Genomic DNA, 14870 nt, shown 5'->3' with positions numbered 1-14870 from the left:
CGGCGTGCGGATCGGCATCGATTTCGACAACACGATCATCTGCTACGACAAGGTCTTTGCCGCCGTCGCACGTGAGCGTGGGCTGGTGCCGGAAGGGTGGGAGGGGCTTAAGACCGACCTGCGGGATCATCTCCGGTCCCGCCCCGGCGGCGAGCTCGCCTGGCAAGGACTGCAAGGCTTCGTCTACGGCAAGAGAATTGGCGGCGCCGAAATCTATCCGGGAGTGCGGGAATTCCTGGCGGCGTGCAAGCAGGCCGGCTCGAAGGTCTGCATCGTCAGCCACAAGACCCGATTCGGTCATCAGGACCCCGACCGCACTGACCTGCGTGACGCCGCGCGCAGCTGGCTGCGGGGGGCGGGCCTGGTCGACGCTGCGGATGCGGCGCTGGCTATCGGCGATATCTATTTCGAGGACACACTGCCCGCCAAGGTCGAGAGGCTCGTGATCCTGAAGCTCGACGTCTTCATCGATGACCTCGTCGACGTCTTCGAGCAACCGCATTTTCCGAAGGCCACGCGATCGATCCTGTTCACGCAGTCGCAGCCGCCCCACCCCGAACACTGCAAGCCAATCGCGACATGGGCCGATATCCGCCGCGAGGTGTTTGCGGCATGAGCGAGACCGACATCACCGCGCCGGATGCGATCGCGATCGGCAGCCGCCTGGCCGGTGCACGTGTTGCGTCCGCCCAGCCGGCACGATCCGGCGGCAACAACAGGGTGTTTCGGCTGGAGATGGCGGATGGACCGCCCCTCGCCCTCAAGCATTATCCGTCCGACGGACGCGATCGCCTGGGACAGGAGTATGATGCACTCTCGTTCCTGGCGCGCCACGGCATCACGTCGACACCGCGGCCAGTCGCGAAGGACGCAGATGCATTCTGCGCGCTGTACCAATGGTTCGACGGCGAGGCCGCGGCGCTGCGTCCCCAGGGCGACGACGCCGACCAACTCGCCGATTTCCTCATAGAGCTGCAGAAGCTGCGCAAAGCCGAAGGCGCGCAGATTTTGCGCAACGCCTCAGCCAGCATCTTTTCGCCGGAGGCGGCCATCGCCCAGTACGAACAGCGCCTGGACGCATTGAGGCGAGCCTCGGATAGTCATTCCGACCTGCGTGCGTTCCTCGAAGGCAGCCTGGTTCCCAGCATTGACGTCGCGATTCGGCAGCTCCGCCGGCGCTACGCGGAACTGGGTCGGGATCCCGCAGCGGACCTTGCGCCCACCCATCGCGCGCTGAGTCCGTCCGATTTCGGACTGCACAACGCACTGCGCGCCGAAGACGGGCGCTTGCGATTCATCGACTTCGAATATTTCGGCTGGGACGATCCGGTCAAGCTCGTGTCCGACACCGCCATTCACCCCGGCAGTGACCTGCCGGAAGCGAGCGCGAATCGCTTGATTGAACGGCTGTCGCGCGCCTTCGAGGCGAACGATGACGCGTTTGCGGTCCGACGTGACGTACTGTATCCTGTGTTCAAGGGAATCTGGTGCCTGATTGTCCTGAACGCCTATTTGCCGGACAGCCGCTCCCGGCGCGCAATCGCTGCGCAAGGTGGCGATGTTAGGATCCGCCTCGCCGGTCAGCTCGACAAAGCCCGCCGGCTTCACCAGACGATTCGCCCAACCGATTTACCGAAGTGACCCAGATCTCGCCCCACGCTGAAGCCGCCCTCACCTGCACGCTGGACGAGCGTAGCCTTTATCTGCGCCGACTGGTGCTCAGTTCTGTCCGCTCCGCGGGACGCGGACATGTCGGTCCGGCATTGTCGCTGATCGAGATGGTCCGCGTACTCTACGACGACGTGCTGCGGATCGATCCGAACAACCCGCGCGATCCGGCCCGCGACCGCGCGATCCTCAGCAAGGGACACGGGTGTCTGGCGCTCTATGCGCTGCTGGCCGATCGCGGCTTCTTTCCTTTGTCGGAGCTGGACGGTTTCTGCGGCCCCGACAGCATTTTGGGCGGACATCCCGAATACGGAATGGTGCCGGGGGTCGAGGCCTCGACGGGCGCGCTCGGACACGGCCTGTCGATCGGTGTCGGCCTCGCGCTCGCCGCGCGCATGCGCGAGCGCACCTACCGCACCTTCGTCCTGCTCGGAGACGGCGAGATCAACGAGGGATCAGTGTGGGAAGCCGCCATGGGCGCGGCCAAGCACGGGCTCGACAATCTGATCGCGCTGATCGACTACAACAAGCTGCAGAGTTACGGGCCCACCGATTACGTCCTGCCGCTGGAGCCGCTCGCGGACAAGTGGCGCAGCTTCGGCTTTGCCGTCCAGGAGCTCAACGGCCACGACGTCGGCGCCCTGCGCACAGTCCTGAAGCAGGTCCCAGCCGTTCCGGGAAAACCCACCGCGATCATTTGCCATACCGTCAAGGGCAAGGGTCTGCCGGCCGCGGAATCCAACGCCGATTGGCATCACAAGAACAAGCTCACCGACAGCGAGCTCGACGCCATCCGCGTCGCCGTCGGGGATTTTTGATCGGGTCCTCATGCGCAACACCGCGATGAACATGGTCCACAAGCTCGCCGCACGCGACGAGCGTGTGCTCTACATCGGCTCCGATCCCGGCGCAGGTACCTTGCGCGCGATGAGCAAGGAGTTTCCCAAGCGCCACCTGATCGAAGGCATTTCGGAAGCACACATCATCGGCATGTCCGCCGGCCTCGCGATGGAAGGCTTCGTGCCCTATGTCAACACCATCGCCACATTCCTCACCCGCCGCTGCTACGAGCAAGTCGCGGTCGATCTGTGCCTGCACAATCTGCCAGTGCGGCTGATCGCCAATGGCGGCGGGCTGGTTTACGCGCCGCTCGGCCCCACCCACCAGGCGATCGAGGACATCGCCATCATGCGGGCGCTGCCGAACATGACGGTGGTCTGCCCGTGCGATGCCGACGAGGCGGCGCGGCTGATGGAGCAAACGCTCGACTGGACCGGGCCGATCTACATCCGGCTCGGCAAAGGTGGCGACGCCGTGGTCTCGAAGGCCGAGCACGGCTTTGAGATCGGCAAGGCCATCCTGATGCGCCCGCCCGGCGACGTCGTCATGGTCACGACAGGCATCATGCTCCAGCGCGCACTCGCTGCGGCCGACCTGCTGGCAGCGCAAGGCATTCGCGCCGGCATCCTGCACGTGCACACCGTCAAGCCGCTCGACACCGAGGCGCTGCTGCAAGCGATCCGAGGCACCAGGCTGGTAGCGACGCTGGAGGAGCACGTGCCCTCGGGCGGCCTTGGCAGCGCGGTCGCGGAGGCGCTGATCGACAAGCTCGGCTCTGGCCTGCCCGCGATGCTGCGGTTGTCGCTGCCGGACCGGTTCATGCACAATTACGGATCGCAGGACTCGCTGCTGAAGAAGCACGGACTTTCCGCCGACGCCATTGCGACCTCGGTCGCGCGCGCGCTCCCCGCTTCGCACACCTCCTCTCCTCAACTTCATTCCACCTGACGGGCCCCATGCACGACGTTCGATATTCCTATCTGCTCGAGCAATTCGCCGACCCGGCACCGATCCTGGCCGAGATCGGCCGACTGGTGGCGACCGGTGACTTCACCCTGGGCAAGCCGGTCGCTGAATTCGAACGGCGCTTTTCCGAGCTGATCGGCGTGCGTCACGCCATCGGCGTCGGATCGGGCACTGATGCGCTCAAGTTGCCGCTCAAGGCGCTTGGCATCGGCCATGGCGACGAGGTCATCACGGCTGCCAACACCTTCATTGCCACGGTCGGTGCCATCGCCGAGACCGGCGCGACGCCGGTGCTGGTCGACTGCGACGACTCCTTCTGCATGAACGTCGACTACGTCGAAGCCGCGATCACGGAGAAGACCAAGGCGATCATGCCGGTTCAGTTGACCGGCGAGGTCACTGACATGGGCAAGCTGATGGCGATCGCCCAGCGTCACAACATCCCCGTCGTCGAGGATTCCTGCCAGGGCATCCTGTCTGCGTTCGCGGGAAAACGGTCCGGCACCCACGGCATCGCGGCCGGCTTCTCCCTGCATCCGCTCAAGAACCTCAACGTCTGGGGCGATGCCGGTGTCGTCGTCACCAATGACGACGGGATGAACGAGCGGCTTCGTCTGATTCGCAACCACGGCATGAAGAATCGCGACGAGATCGCGATCCTCGGCTGCAATTCGCGGCTCGACTCCCTCCAGGCGGTGGTCGGCAACTGGCTGATCGGCCAGACCAGCGAGATCACGCGCCGTCGGATCGAGAACGCGGCCTATTACGATTCGGGCCTTGCCGGCCTGCCCGGCCTGCGCATTCCGCCGCGCCGGCCCAACGTGAAGCACGTCTACCATCTCTACATGGTGTTCGCCGAGCGTCGCGACGAGCTCTACAAATACTGCCTGGACAACGGCATCGAAGCGAAGATCCACTATCCCATCCCGCTGTATCAGCAGGAAGGCCTCAAGCACCTCGGCTACGCGCCGGGCACCTTCCCGGTCACCGACCGCCATGCCCAGGAAGTCATCAGCTTCCCCGTCGACCAGCATCTGACGCGCGCCCAGCAGGACCGCGTCATCGAGATCGTTCGGAAGTTCTGCCATGGACGCTGACACCGGCCGCCGGCGCATTGGTTACGTCAATCTTCCCGCGCAATTCGAGGAAGAGCGCGTCGACATCATGCAGGCGGTCGAGGGCGTGTTCCGGCGCGGCGATTTCATCGGCGGCGCGGCCGTTGCGAAGCTCGAAGAGGAGCTCGCCACCTATCTCGGCTCGCCGCATGTGGTGGCGCTGAATTCCGGCACCGATGCGCTGATCCTGTCGTTGCGGGCGCTCAACATCGGTCCCGGGGACGAGGTGATCACCCCGCCGAATTCGTTCGTGGCGTCGACCGCCGCCATCATCGCAGTCGGCGCCACGCCAGTATTTGCGGACGTGCTGCCGGACCAGAATATCGATCCGGCCGCGGTCGAGGCCGCCGTCACTCCGCGGACCAAGGCAATCATGCCGGTGCACCTGACCGGGCGTATGGCCGACATGAACCCTCTGATGGCGATTGCGGCCAAGCACGCTCTCGCCGTGATCGAGGACAGCGCACAGGCCGTCGGCTCGACTTATGACGGGCGGATGAGCGGGACCATCGGAACGTTCGGCTGCTTCTCCGCCCACCCGCTGAAGAACCTCAATGCCGCGGGCGACGCCGGCTTCGTCGTCACCGCCGACGCCGAGCTTGCCGCGAGAATTCGCCGCCTGCGCAATCACGGTCTGATCAATCGCAGTGACGTTCAGGAATGGGGCATCGTGTCACGCCTCGACACGGTCCAGGCCGAGGTGCTCCGGATTCGCTTGCGTCACCTGCCCTCTGTCATCGAACGCCGGCGCCGCAACGCCGCGCAATACCGCGCCGAGCTCGCCGGCCTTCCCCTGTTCATTCCGGTTTGCCGCAACATCGAGTTCAACACCTTCCACACCTTCGTCGTGCAGACGGACCGTCGCGACGACCTCCAGAAATATCTTGCCGACAAGGGTATCGAGACCGCGATCCACTATCCGGTACCGATCCACCTCCAGGAAGCGGCGGCGCATCTTGGCCACGGTCGCGGCGCGTTCCCGGTCACCGAGCGGCAGGCGGATCAGATCCTCACGCTTCCCATCAACCAGTTCCTCTCGACCTCGGACATCAGCTATATTTGCGCGACGGCCCGGGAGTATTTTGCATGACGGACACGGCTTTCCTCGAGGCCGATGAGCAGGCATTGGCGCAACGCTTCATCGACGACGGCTTCGTCACCACGCCGGCCGACGATCGCGCCGGGCTCGATCGGATCCAACGGCGCGCCGCCGAGCTCGCGGCCGATTATCTGAAGCTGCCAGACGGCAACGACCCCTACGCGATGCTCGACACCATCCACACGCGGGTGAGCGTAGATGATCTCAACGGCCTGCGGCTGCACGTCTTCAACGGCCTCAACGCCGAGCCCTGGTTCCGGCCGGCCTATTTCCGTCTGGCGCGCTCGACGATCGAGACCATCGTCGGCAACGAGCTCTGCATGCAGCGCCGCGTCAATCTGAGCATCCAGCTGCCGGGCGATGATTCGTCGCTGCTCGCCACCCATTCCGACGTCTGGTCGGGCGACTCGCCGTTCGAGGTCGTGGTGTGGGTCCCGCTGGTGGACGTCCACCGTACCAAATCGATGTATCTGCTGCCGCCATCCCTGAACGGCGACATGCAGGACCGGATGGCCAGCCTCCGCAGCGCCGAGGAACTCTACCAGACCATCAAGCCGCACGCGACGTTCATCGAGATTCCCTACGGTCACGTGATGCTGTTCAATCAGACCCTGATGCACGGCAATCGCATCAACGAGGAAGCCGGCTCGCGCTGGAGCATGAACTGCCGCTTCAAGAGCATCATGTCGCCCTACGCGGACAAGCGATTCGGCGAATTCTTCGAACCGATCCTGCTGCGTCCGGCGACACGCGTCGGCATGCAATACAAGCTGCCGGGAGGCTTCCATGGCTGAGCGAGCCGGCCATCGCGGCTATATCGGGGCCCGGCCGCTGAACGGCAGCCGTACCCCGCAGCACGTCCAGAACATCGTGATCCGCGACTACGCGCGGCGGAAGAACCTGCATTATCTGCTCAGCGCCGCCGAGCACGCCATGCCCGGCAGCTACATGGTGCTCGAGGACATCCTGGACGAGCTGCCGCGGTTGCGCGGCCTGATTCTCTACAGCATCTTCATGCTGCCGCCCGACGAGGCGCGACGGCGGGAGATCTACGACCGCGTACTGAGCGAAGGCTGCGACCTGCACGCCGCCGTCGAGGAGATCACGCTGTCCTCGCGCGACAACATCCAGGCCGTCGAGGACATCCTGCTCGTCAACAAATTCGCGACCATCCTGTGACGATGCTGCGGACCGGTTGAGGACAATGGCCGAGATCAACCTGCTCCAGCCGATGCACGCATCGACCAAGCGGAACTACGTTCAGCGGGTCGTCGAGCACGACAAGGCGGAATCCGCCACTGTCGCTCGGCAATGGGGACACGACTACTGGGACGGCGACCGCCGTTATGGCTACGGCGGCTACCGCTACGACGGACGCTGGCGCCCGCTCGCCCAGACCCTGATCGACCACTATGGCATCAAACCCGGGATGAGCGTGCTCGATGTCGGCTGCGGCAAGGGCTATTTGCTCTACGAATTCACTCAGCTCGTCCCCGACCTCACCATCGCCGGCATCGACATCTCCGACTATGGCATCGCCAACGCCAAGGAGGAGGTGCGGCCGCAATTAAAGGTCGGCAGCGCCGTCGAGCTCCCCTACCCCGACCACAGCTTCGATCTCGTGGTGTCGCTCGGCGTGCTCCACAATCTTCCGCTCGAGGACGTCTTCCGAGCAGTGTCGGAGATCGAGCGCGTGGGGCGCGGCGCCTCGAAATATCTGATGGTGGAATCGTTCCGCAACGAGCGCGAGAAGGCGAACCTGCTCTACTGGCAGCTCACCTGCCTGAGTTTCCATGGTCCGGAGACGTGGGCCTGGATCTACGACAAATGCGGCTACCGGGGCGACCATGGGTTCATCTTCTTCGAATGAAGCAACGGGCCTGCGCCGGCCGGCCTCGTTGCGGGCGCAAAATCCCGAAGTGTATTATTCGGACGACGCCATCGTCACGGCGGACGACGCCACGATCGCGGAGCTGAAGCGCATCGCCGCAGGCAATCCGCGTCTGCGCAGCCGGCTGTGCACGCATCCCGATCCTTCGTCCGGCCTGCACGAGATGCTGATCGTGCATCACCGCGAGGCCTATGTGCGGCCTCACAAGCATTTTGGCAAACCTGAATCGTTTCACCTGATCGAAGGCACTGCGCAGGTCGTGATCTTCGAGGACGACGGCCGCATTCGCGACGTGCTCGAGATGGCGCCGTACGGCCGGGGCGCGCTTTGCTATTACCGGATGCCCGAGCAGGTTTTTCACTCGATCCTGATCACCTCGGAGTGGCTGGTGTTTCACGAAACCACCGCCGGTCCGTTCGATCCCTCCCGCACGGCATTTCCCGACTGGGCACCGGATGGCGGCGATGCCGCGGAAGTGCAGGTCTATGTCACTAGGACCGGTGCGCTCGCCGCGGAGCATCTGGCCCATCGCCATGCTTCACGAGCCAATCCAGCAGAGGTTCCTATTCGATGACTGATCATTGCCGCCTCTGCCACTCGACCAATTTGCGCCCGGTCATCGACCTCGGACAGATGCCGATTGCGCATCGGCTTCGGCACAGCCGCGACGAACAGGAGGAACGGTATCCGTTCGAGGTGTTCGCCTGCGGCGAATGCGGCCTGCCCCAGATCGTCAAGCCAATCGATCCCGACATTCTGTACCGGCAGTTCAACTACAATTTCAGCAGCTGGAAGCCGGAGCCGCACCAGGTCGACGAACTCGATACCATCGCCAAATTCTCGGCCCACCAATCCGTGTTCGAGATCGGATGCAATGACGGCCTGTTCATGGACAGGCTTCGCGAACGCGGTGCGAAGATTTTGGTGGGCGTCGAGCCCAACCCGGTGTCGGGCAAGATCGCCCGCGAGCGCGGCATCAAGGTCTATGCCGACATGATCAGCCCGGCGCTGTGTCACGACGCGGTCGCGGAGGCCGGCAAGTTCGACCTCGTCGTCTCACGACAGGTGCTCGAACACATCGTCGATTTCAATAATTTTTTTGACTGCGTGAAAATCGCGCTGCGCGACGACGGTCTGCTGTTCATCGACGTGCCTGATTTCGCGCCCGGCTCGACCGCGGGCGACCTCTCGGTCCTGTGGGAGGAGCACGTCAGCTACTTCACCGAGCCGACGCTGCTCGCGCTGCTGGCGCGCCAGGGCTTCGAAGCGGTCTCGGTGAAGAAGTACAATTTCAGCGGCGGCAGCCTCGCGATCGCAGCGCGACGTACGACGCGCGACGTTACGGCCCCACCCGCGCCGTCCGGCGTCGGCGAGAAATTCGGTCGGCGCGCCAGGGAGTACGGCGCGCGTCTTCGCCCGATCCTCGCCAAGGCCCGCGCCAACGGCGCCGAGATCGCCATCTACGGCGCCGGCTGCCGCGCCTGCACCTTCACCAATGCCCATGAGCTCGCGGATCTCATCGACCTCTCGGTCGACGACCAGAAGGAGCGCCAAGGCTTGTTCCTGCCCGGCACCGGCATTCCGATCCGCCCGCCGGAGGACCTCGCCGGGAAGTCGGAGCCGCTCGTTTGTCTTCTGGCCGTGAACCAGGAGAACGAAGACAAGGTCGGCAGCCGGCTGCGCGAAAACGTGAAGCGTCCGCTCCACATCGTTTCGATCTTCGCGCCATCGGACATCTGGAGCGAGCTCGATCGCCTTGAGGCCGCCGCAGGGTCGCGGCATGGCTGAGGACAAGCTCTTCAACTATTACGAACGTCAGGACGTCCTGCCGACGTTCGGCAATTTCAAATCCGCCGCCGAACTCGAAGCCTATGCCGGCCTGCGGCGTGAGTTGTTTTCCGACAAGCTGGTGCTGCCGCCGCGGCTGTTCCGCGACGCAGACGTGCTCGAATTCGGCCCCGATTCCGGCGAGAACGCGCTGGTGTTCGCCGGCTGGGGCGCAAACATGACGCTCGCCGAGCCGAACCGGCATGCGCACGCGAAAATCCAGGCTTACTTCGCGCATTTCAACCAGGCCCAACGTCTCCGCGAACTCCTATCGTTCGACGTCGAAGGATTTCACAGCGATCGCCGTTTCGACATCATCGATGCCGAGGGATTCATCTACACGGTGCAGCCGACTGAAAATTGGCTCGGCATCTTTCACCGGCTGCTCAATCCGGACGGTTACGCCGTCGTTTCCTACTACGAGCGCTACGGCGGCTTCTTCGAGCTCGCGCTCAAGGCGATTCATGCGGCCGGCAAGGTGCTGACGGGCCGTCCCGGACTCGAAACGGCGAAGCTGCTGTTCGACGCGAAATGGAACAGCATTCCGCACACGCGCAGCTTCGAATCCTGGCTGATGGACGTGCTCGAAAATCCGTTCGTCCGGCACCGCTACTTCCTCGACGCGGGCGCCTTGTGCACGGCGGCGCACGAACAGGGATTCGATATCCATTCGGCGTGGCCCGCCTATCGCGACGGCCTGGACGTCTACTGGCACAAGAAGATCCTGTCCGACGATGAGAAGCTGCGGCGCGCGACGCGCCACCTCGGCCGCAGTCGTCTGAGCTTTCTCGGCGGACGGAAGCTCTATCTGGCCGGCAAGACCGAAGCGGTCGACGCGATCTCGGCTTCGATCGAGACACTGGTTGCCGATGTCGATGCGATGATCGACGATCCCTTCGGCGACAGCCTGCCCCGTGCGATCGCGAGCCTCGCGTCACTGCGCGAGACGATTCCGGCGACAGATGTTCTCGCCGACGATGCGTCCGACATCGACGCCATCATTGCGACCCTCGACAGTTTCCACCGTATCTTTGGCGCGATCGGGCGACGGGATGCGTCCACAGTCATAGCCCTCACCCAATCCGACCAGGCGTTCATCAACACCTGGGGACAGCCGGCGCATTTCCTCGTTCTCCGGAAACGCTTCGAGGGGTCCTAGCAAGTGAGGCCAGGCATTGGCATCATCGGAACGGGCATGGTCGGTCAGATGTGCCACCTCGCCAATTTCGCCGCCAACCCCACCTGCCGCGTTGTCGCGATTGCGGATCTGCGGCCTGATCTCGCCGCCGCAGCGGCGCAGAAATTCGACATCGCCCGGGTTTACGGTACGCACCGGGAATTGCTGGCGGATAGCGAGGTGTTGGCCGTCGTCGTCGTGACGAAGCGTCGCGCCACCGGCCCGATCGTGCTGGATGCATTGAACAGCGGTCGCCATGTGCTCTCGGAAAAGCCGATGGCCTACACCACGGCTCAGGCCGTTTCACTGACCGAGGCGGCGCGGCGGTACAACCTCGTCTACAGCATCGGCTACATGAAGCGTCATGATGCCGGGGTGGCGCGCGCGATGGCCGAGTTGGCGCGCCTGCGAGCGGATCGGTCGCTTGGACGCATTGTTGGCGCGCGAGGCTGGTGCTTCGGTGGCAGCACGGGCCGGTCGCAGGACAATTTCGTCATGACCGGCGAAGTGCGGCCGGACGGGCTCGAGCTCTGGCAGGACGGCCCCGACTGGATGCCGGGCGCGATGCGACCCGGCTACGACAATTTTCTGAACGTGTTCAGCCATATCATCAATCTCGCGCGCTACGTGCTCGGATCGTCACCGACAGTTGCGGAAAGCACCGTCGAGACCTCGGGCGCGGCGACCGTGACACTCGACTTCGACGGCGTCGCCTGCGCGCTGCAACTCGCGAATGAACCCGAAGGCGTCTGGCGCGAGGGGCTGAGCATCGAATTCGAGCGGGGCACGCTGACCATCGAATTGCCCCCGCCTTTTGCCGAGCAGGAGGCGGAGGTCATCCTCGATCAGCAAGGACAACGCACGCAATTGCCGCGCGACACGAGCTGGGCGTTTCGGCGTCAGGCCGATGCATTCGTCGCTGATATCGTGGAACAGAGGACGCCGTTGGCGTCCGGCGAGGATTCCGTGGCCGACATCGCCCTTGCGGAGGCGATCTGGAAAGCGCGGGTCGGTCGCTAGGTTTCACGCCGTCCGGCGGCAATATCCGGGCGATGGCTGATCGCCCACGTTCCAGCTAAGTGTTTGATTTCGCTGGCAGGAGTGGCAGGGCTCGAACCTGCGACCCCCGGTTTTGGAGACCGGTGCTCTACCAATTGAGCTACACTCCTACGGACCCTGCGTTGTCGCCCGGATCAGGCCGCTTTGAAGCACAGGGGGCGGCCGGATTGCAAGGCCGGATTGCAAGGGTGAAGCGCGCTGGCTTCGCTTGTTTGTGCCGCGCCTTCTGGGCCACAGTCCGCTCCGAACAATAATAAGCACCGGGAGTGCCCATGACTGCCCAAGCGTCCGCGACAGCCCCTCGCCCCTCGACTGCGCCGAAGACCCCTCCGCTGCCGGAATCCCGCCCCGAGACGCTCGGGCTGTCGCGCCCTCGCCTCCAAGCCATGTCGGACGCCTTCAAGCGCGAGATCGACAAGGGAACCGTGCCCGGCGTCACCGTGCTGGTGGCACGGCACGGTCAGGTCGGCTGGTTCGAGGCGCTCGGCAGACAGAGCCCGACAGGTGCAGCGCCGATGGCGCATGATTCGATCTTCCGCATCTTCTCGATGACCAAGCCGATCGTGTCGGTCGGCATCATGACGCTGGTCGAGGACGGCCACCTGCTCCTTGCCGACCCCGTCGCGAAATTCATCCCGGAGTTCGCCAACCAAAAGGTCGGCGTGGTCAGCGGCGGCAAGCTGGAACTGGTTCCGCCAAAGCGCCCGATGACGGTGCAGGACCTGCTCCGCCACACCTCCGGGCTAACTTACGAGCACCAGGGCGACGGCCCCGTGCACAAAATCTACCAGGACTCGCGGGTGCGCAGCCGCAAGATCACCAATGCCGAGCACGCCGCCTTGGTGGCGAGCTTCCCCCTGGTCTGCCATCCCGGCGACGAGTTCAACTACAGCCGCTCCACCGACATCCTCGGCCGCATCATCGAGGTGGTCAGCGGCAAGTCGCTCGGCGCGTACCTCGCTGAGCGCATTCTTACGCCCTTGCAGATGGCCGAGACCGGCTTTGCGACAGCGGAGGCCAATGCCGGCCGGCTCGCCGAGCCGTTCGCAGCCGATCCCTGGACCGGCGACAAGGTCGCGCTGTTCAACATGCTCGAGCAGCCAATCATGGAGTCCGGCGGCGGCGGCCTCGTCTCGACCACCATGGACTATGCCCGTTTCGCGCTGATGCTGCGCAATGGCGGCACGCTCGACGGCAACAGGATCATCGGCCGCAAGACGCTGGAGCTGATGGCCTCCGATCATCTCGGACCTCACGTCGTGACCAACGGCACTCTGCTGTCACCCGGCCATGGTTTCGGCCTCGGCTTCGCGGTGCGCCGCGATGCCGGCATCGCGCCCTTCCCCGGCAGCGTCGGCCAGTTTTTCTGGAGCGGCATTGCGGGGACGTTCTTCTGGATCGATCCGAAGGAGGATCTGTTCGTCGTGTTCATGAGCCAGGGCCCGGGACAGCGCGATTTTACGCGAACGCTGGTGCGGGATCTGGTGTACGCGGCGGTGGATTGAGACGGCGCCGCTACGCGCGGCGCTGCATCCACATTTTCGCTGTCATGCCCCGGCTTGACCGGGGCATCCAGTACGCCGCGGCGGATCTCATGGGAGCGAGTTCTGCAACGAAGGCCGCGGAGTACTGGATCGCCCGCCTTTGCGGGCGATGACAGCTACTGGGGCCTCAGCTGATCGTCGCGCCGCCGTCGATCACCATGGTCTGGCCGGTCATGAAGTCGCCGGCCCGCGAGCCCAGGAACACCGCGGCGCCCGCGATCTCGTCGGGGACGCCGATGCGCAGCAGCGGCGAGCGCGCGGTCGAGGCTTTCAAATTCTCCGGATTGTCCCACAACGCTTTCGCGAAATCGGTCTTGATCAGGCCCGGCGCGATGCAGTTCACGCGGATGTTGTGCGGGCCATATTCGCAGGCCAAATTGCGCGCGAGCTGCATGTCTGCGGCTTTCGAGATCGCGTAGGCGCCGAGGATGGTCGAGCCTTTCAGGCCGCCGATCGAGGAGACGATGATGATCGAGCCGTCCTTGCGCTCGATCATCTGCGGCACCACCATCGAGATCAGCCAGTTGTTGGCGACGATGTTGTTGTCCAGGATCTTCCTGAACTGATCGTCGGAGATGCCGGCGAGCGGGCCGTAATACGGGTTCGACGCAGCGTTGCAGACCAGCACGTCGATCTTGCCGAAGGCGCGGTTGCTCTCGTCGATGAGGTTTTGCAGGTTTTCCTTCGAGGAGATGTTGGCGGCGATCGCAACCGCCGTGCCCTTGCCGAACTTGTCGTTGATGCCCTTGGCGACCTGGTCGCAAACGTCGGCCTTGCGCGAGGAGATCACCACCTTGGCGCCGTGCTCGGCCATGCGCTCGGCGATCGCAAGCCCGATGCCGCGCGTCGAGCCCGTGATGACGGCGACTTTCCCCTTCATGTCGAACAAGGTCATGTGTCTCTCCCAGAGTAGGTTTTGATTGCTTGAAGCTTACGCCGCGTCCGCGCGACCGGGCAATTGCTCAGGCGAGCTTCTTGACTTCCGGTCCCGCGGGTTGATGCATCGCCGCATGCGCGTCGTCCGCGATCCACGGCTGCTGGTTCACCATCGGCAGCCGCCAGACATCGCGTTCGGGGCTTGCGAAATAGTCGAGCCGCGTCACCGAGCAATTGTCGATATCGAACGCGAGCCCCCGCTCCGGCTGATTGTCGAGCGCCAAGCCCAGCGCCGCCTTGATGGTGCCACCATGTGCAACCGCGATCACGTCCTGCCCGGCGGCCTCATTGTTGATCCGCTCGATGGTGCGGCGGGCACGGTTGTAGAGATCCATGAAGCTTTCGCCGCCGGGCGCAGGCTCGTTGATATCGGCAAACCAGCTCGAGCCGACGGGACGGCTGGCGATGAACTCGGCGCGGTTCATGCCCTGCCAGCGGCCGAGATTTTGTTCGGCGAGGTCCGCTTCCCATTTCATCGATGCAGGCCTCGGGAAGCCCGCTGCCCAGATCGCTTCGGCAGTCTGATGCGTGCGCATCAGATTGCTCGAATACCAGACCGCCTTGCGTGGCAGCACCTTGGCAACAGCATTGAAGACGTAGGTATCGCTGGTGTCGCAAGCGAGATCGGACTGACCGTAGATGTTGCCGCCGTCATTGCGCACGGGCGCGTGACGGACCCACCACCAGCGTGTCGTGACCACTTTGGGCTTGTCTGCACCTGCCATCGAAACCCTTCCATCCCGTTTGA

16 protein-coding genes and 1 tRNA gene are annotated in these 14870 nt (G+C 64.2%); 14 read left to right on the top strand and 3 right to left on the bottom strand.

Annotation, left to right across the window (positions count from 1 at the left end):
- Positions 1 to 4 precede the first annotated feature (4 nt).
- From IVA75_RS02985 to IVA75_RS02925, 13 genes are read left to right on the top strand one after another with little or no spacing between them, the layout of a single operon-like run.
- Positions 5 to 616 (top strand): hypothetical protein, encoded by a 612-nt coding sequence (locus tag IVA75_RS02985; RefSeq protein WP_245287775.1) that lies wholly within the window; start codon positions 5 to 7, stop codon positions 614 to 616.
- Positions 613 to 1641 (top strand): aminoglycoside phosphotransferase family protein, encoded by a 1029-nt coding sequence (locus IVA75_RS02980; protein WP_247287039.1) that lies wholly within the window; start codon positions 613 to 615, stop codon positions 1639 to 1641. The genes IVA75_RS02985 and IVA75_RS02980 overlap by 4 nt, the downstream gene beginning before the upstream one ends.
- Complete coding sequence (locus tag IVA75_RS02975; protein ID WP_247287040.1) at positions 1638 to 2486, top strand: transketolase; 849 nt, start codon at positions 1638 to 1640, stop codon at positions 2484 to 2486. Before IVA75_RS02980 ends, IVA75_RS02975 begins: the two co-directional genes overlap by 4 nt.
- Before the next feature lie 10 nt (positions 2487 to 2496).
- Entirely contained in the window at positions 2497 to 3456 is a 960-nt protein-coding gene (locus tag IVA75_RS02970) for a transketolase C-terminal domain-containing protein (RefSeq protein WP_247287041.1), read from the top strand.
- An 8-nt stretch (positions 3457 to 3464) separates the two neighbouring features.
- Positions 3465 to 4571: a DegT/DnrJ/EryC1/StrS family aminotransferase gene (locus tag IVA75_RS02965; protein ID WP_247287042.1), complete on the top strand. Its 1107-nt coding sequence runs from the start codon at positions 3465 to 3467 to the stop codon at positions 4569 to 4571.
- Positions 4561 to 5679, top strand: coding sequence for a DegT/DnrJ/EryC1/StrS family aminotransferase (locus IVA75_RS02960; RefSeq protein ID WP_247287043.1), 1119 nt, complete (start codon positions 4561 to 4563; stop codon positions 5677 to 5679). Before IVA75_RS02965 ends, IVA75_RS02960 begins: the two co-directional genes overlap by 11 nt.
- Positions 5676 to 6482 carry a sporadic carbohydrate cluster 2OG-Fe(II) oxygenase gene (locus tag IVA75_RS02955; RefSeq protein WP_247287044.1) on the top strand — a complete coding sequence of 269 codons (807 nt, stop codon included), beginning with the start codon at positions 5676 to 5678 and terminating at the stop codon, positions 6480 to 6482. The genes IVA75_RS02960 and IVA75_RS02955 overlap by 4 nt, the downstream gene beginning before the upstream one ends.
- Positions 6475 to 6867, top strand: coding sequence for an LIC12192 family sporadic carbohydrate cluster protein (locus IVA75_RS02950; protein WP_247287045.1), 393 nt, complete (start codon positions 6475 to 6477; stop codon positions 6865 to 6867). The genes IVA75_RS02955 and IVA75_RS02950 overlap by 8 nt, the downstream gene beginning before the upstream one ends.
- 25 nt (positions 6868 to 6892) lie before the next feature.
- Positions 6893 to 7558 carry a class I SAM-dependent methyltransferase gene (locus IVA75_RS02945; protein WP_247287046.1) on the top strand — a complete coding sequence of 222 codons (666 nt, stop codon included), beginning with the start codon at positions 6893 to 6895 and terminating at the stop codon, positions 7556 to 7558.
- The gene (locus tag IVA75_RS02940; RefSeq protein WP_247287047.1) at positions 7536 to 8153 is read left to right on the top strand and encodes a WbuC family cupin fold metalloprotein; all 618 of its coding nucleotides are present in this window, start codon (positions 7536 to 7538) and stop codon (positions 8151 to 8153) included. The genes IVA75_RS02945 and IVA75_RS02940 overlap by 23 nt, the downstream gene beginning before the upstream one ends.
- Positions 8150 to 9367: a class I SAM-dependent methyltransferase gene (locus IVA75_RS02935; protein ID WP_247287048.1), complete on the top strand. Its 1218-nt coding sequence runs from the start codon at positions 8150 to 8152 to the stop codon at positions 9365 to 9367. Before IVA75_RS02940 ends, IVA75_RS02935 begins: the two co-directional genes overlap by 4 nt.
- Positions 9360 to 10565: a class I SAM-dependent methyltransferase gene (locus IVA75_RS02930; protein WP_247287049.1), complete on the top strand. Its 1206-nt coding sequence runs from the start codon at positions 9360 to 9362 to the stop codon at positions 10563 to 10565. The genes IVA75_RS02935 and IVA75_RS02930 overlap by 8 nt, the downstream gene beginning before the upstream one ends.
- Positions 10566 to 10568: 3 nt before the next feature.
- A complete protein-coding gene (locus IVA75_RS02925) occupies positions 10569 to 11603 on the top strand; it encodes a Gfo/Idh/MocA family oxidoreductase (protein WP_247287050.1) in 1035 nt (344 codons plus the stop codon).
- 73 nt (positions 11604 to 11676) lie between these two features.
- Here the strand turns inward: IVA75_RS02925 and IVA75_RS02920 are convergent.
- Positions 11677 to 11752: transfer RNA gene (locus IVA75_RS02920), tRNA-Trp, on the bottom strand.
- Positions 11753 to 11914: 162 nt separating this feature from the next.
- Here IVA75_RS02920 and IVA75_RS02915 point away from each other — a divergent pair.
- Positions 11915 to 13147: a serine hydrolase domain-containing protein gene (locus IVA75_RS02915; protein WP_247287051.1), complete on the top strand. Its 1233-nt coding sequence runs from the start codon at positions 11915 to 11917 to the stop codon at positions 13145 to 13147.
- A 166-nt stretch (positions 13148 to 13313) separates the two neighbouring features.
- On the opposite strand, the gene IVA75_RS02910 is transcribed toward IVA75_RS02915, so the two are convergent.
- Positions 13314 to 14081 (bottom strand): SDR family oxidoreductase, encoded by a 768-nt coding sequence (locus IVA75_RS02910; protein ID WP_027567516.1) that lies wholly within the window; start codon positions 14079 to 14081, stop codon positions 13314 to 13316.
- A 67-nt stretch (positions 14082 to 14148) separates the two neighbouring features.
- Positions 14149 to 14847, bottom strand: a complete 699-nt coding sequence (locus IVA75_RS02905; protein ID WP_247287052.1) for a histidine phosphatase family protein — start codon at positions 14845 to 14847, stop codon at positions 14149 to 14151.
- Between the last annotated feature and the right edge of the window lie 23 nt (positions 14848 to 14870).

It is taken from the genome of Bradyrhizobium sp. 134 (assembly GCF_023074155.1).
Lineage (GTDB): Bacteria > Pseudomonadota > Alphaproteobacteria > Rhizobiales > Xanthobacteraceae > Bradyrhizobium.
This window is presented reverse-complemented; position numbering and strand designations above follow the sequence as displayed.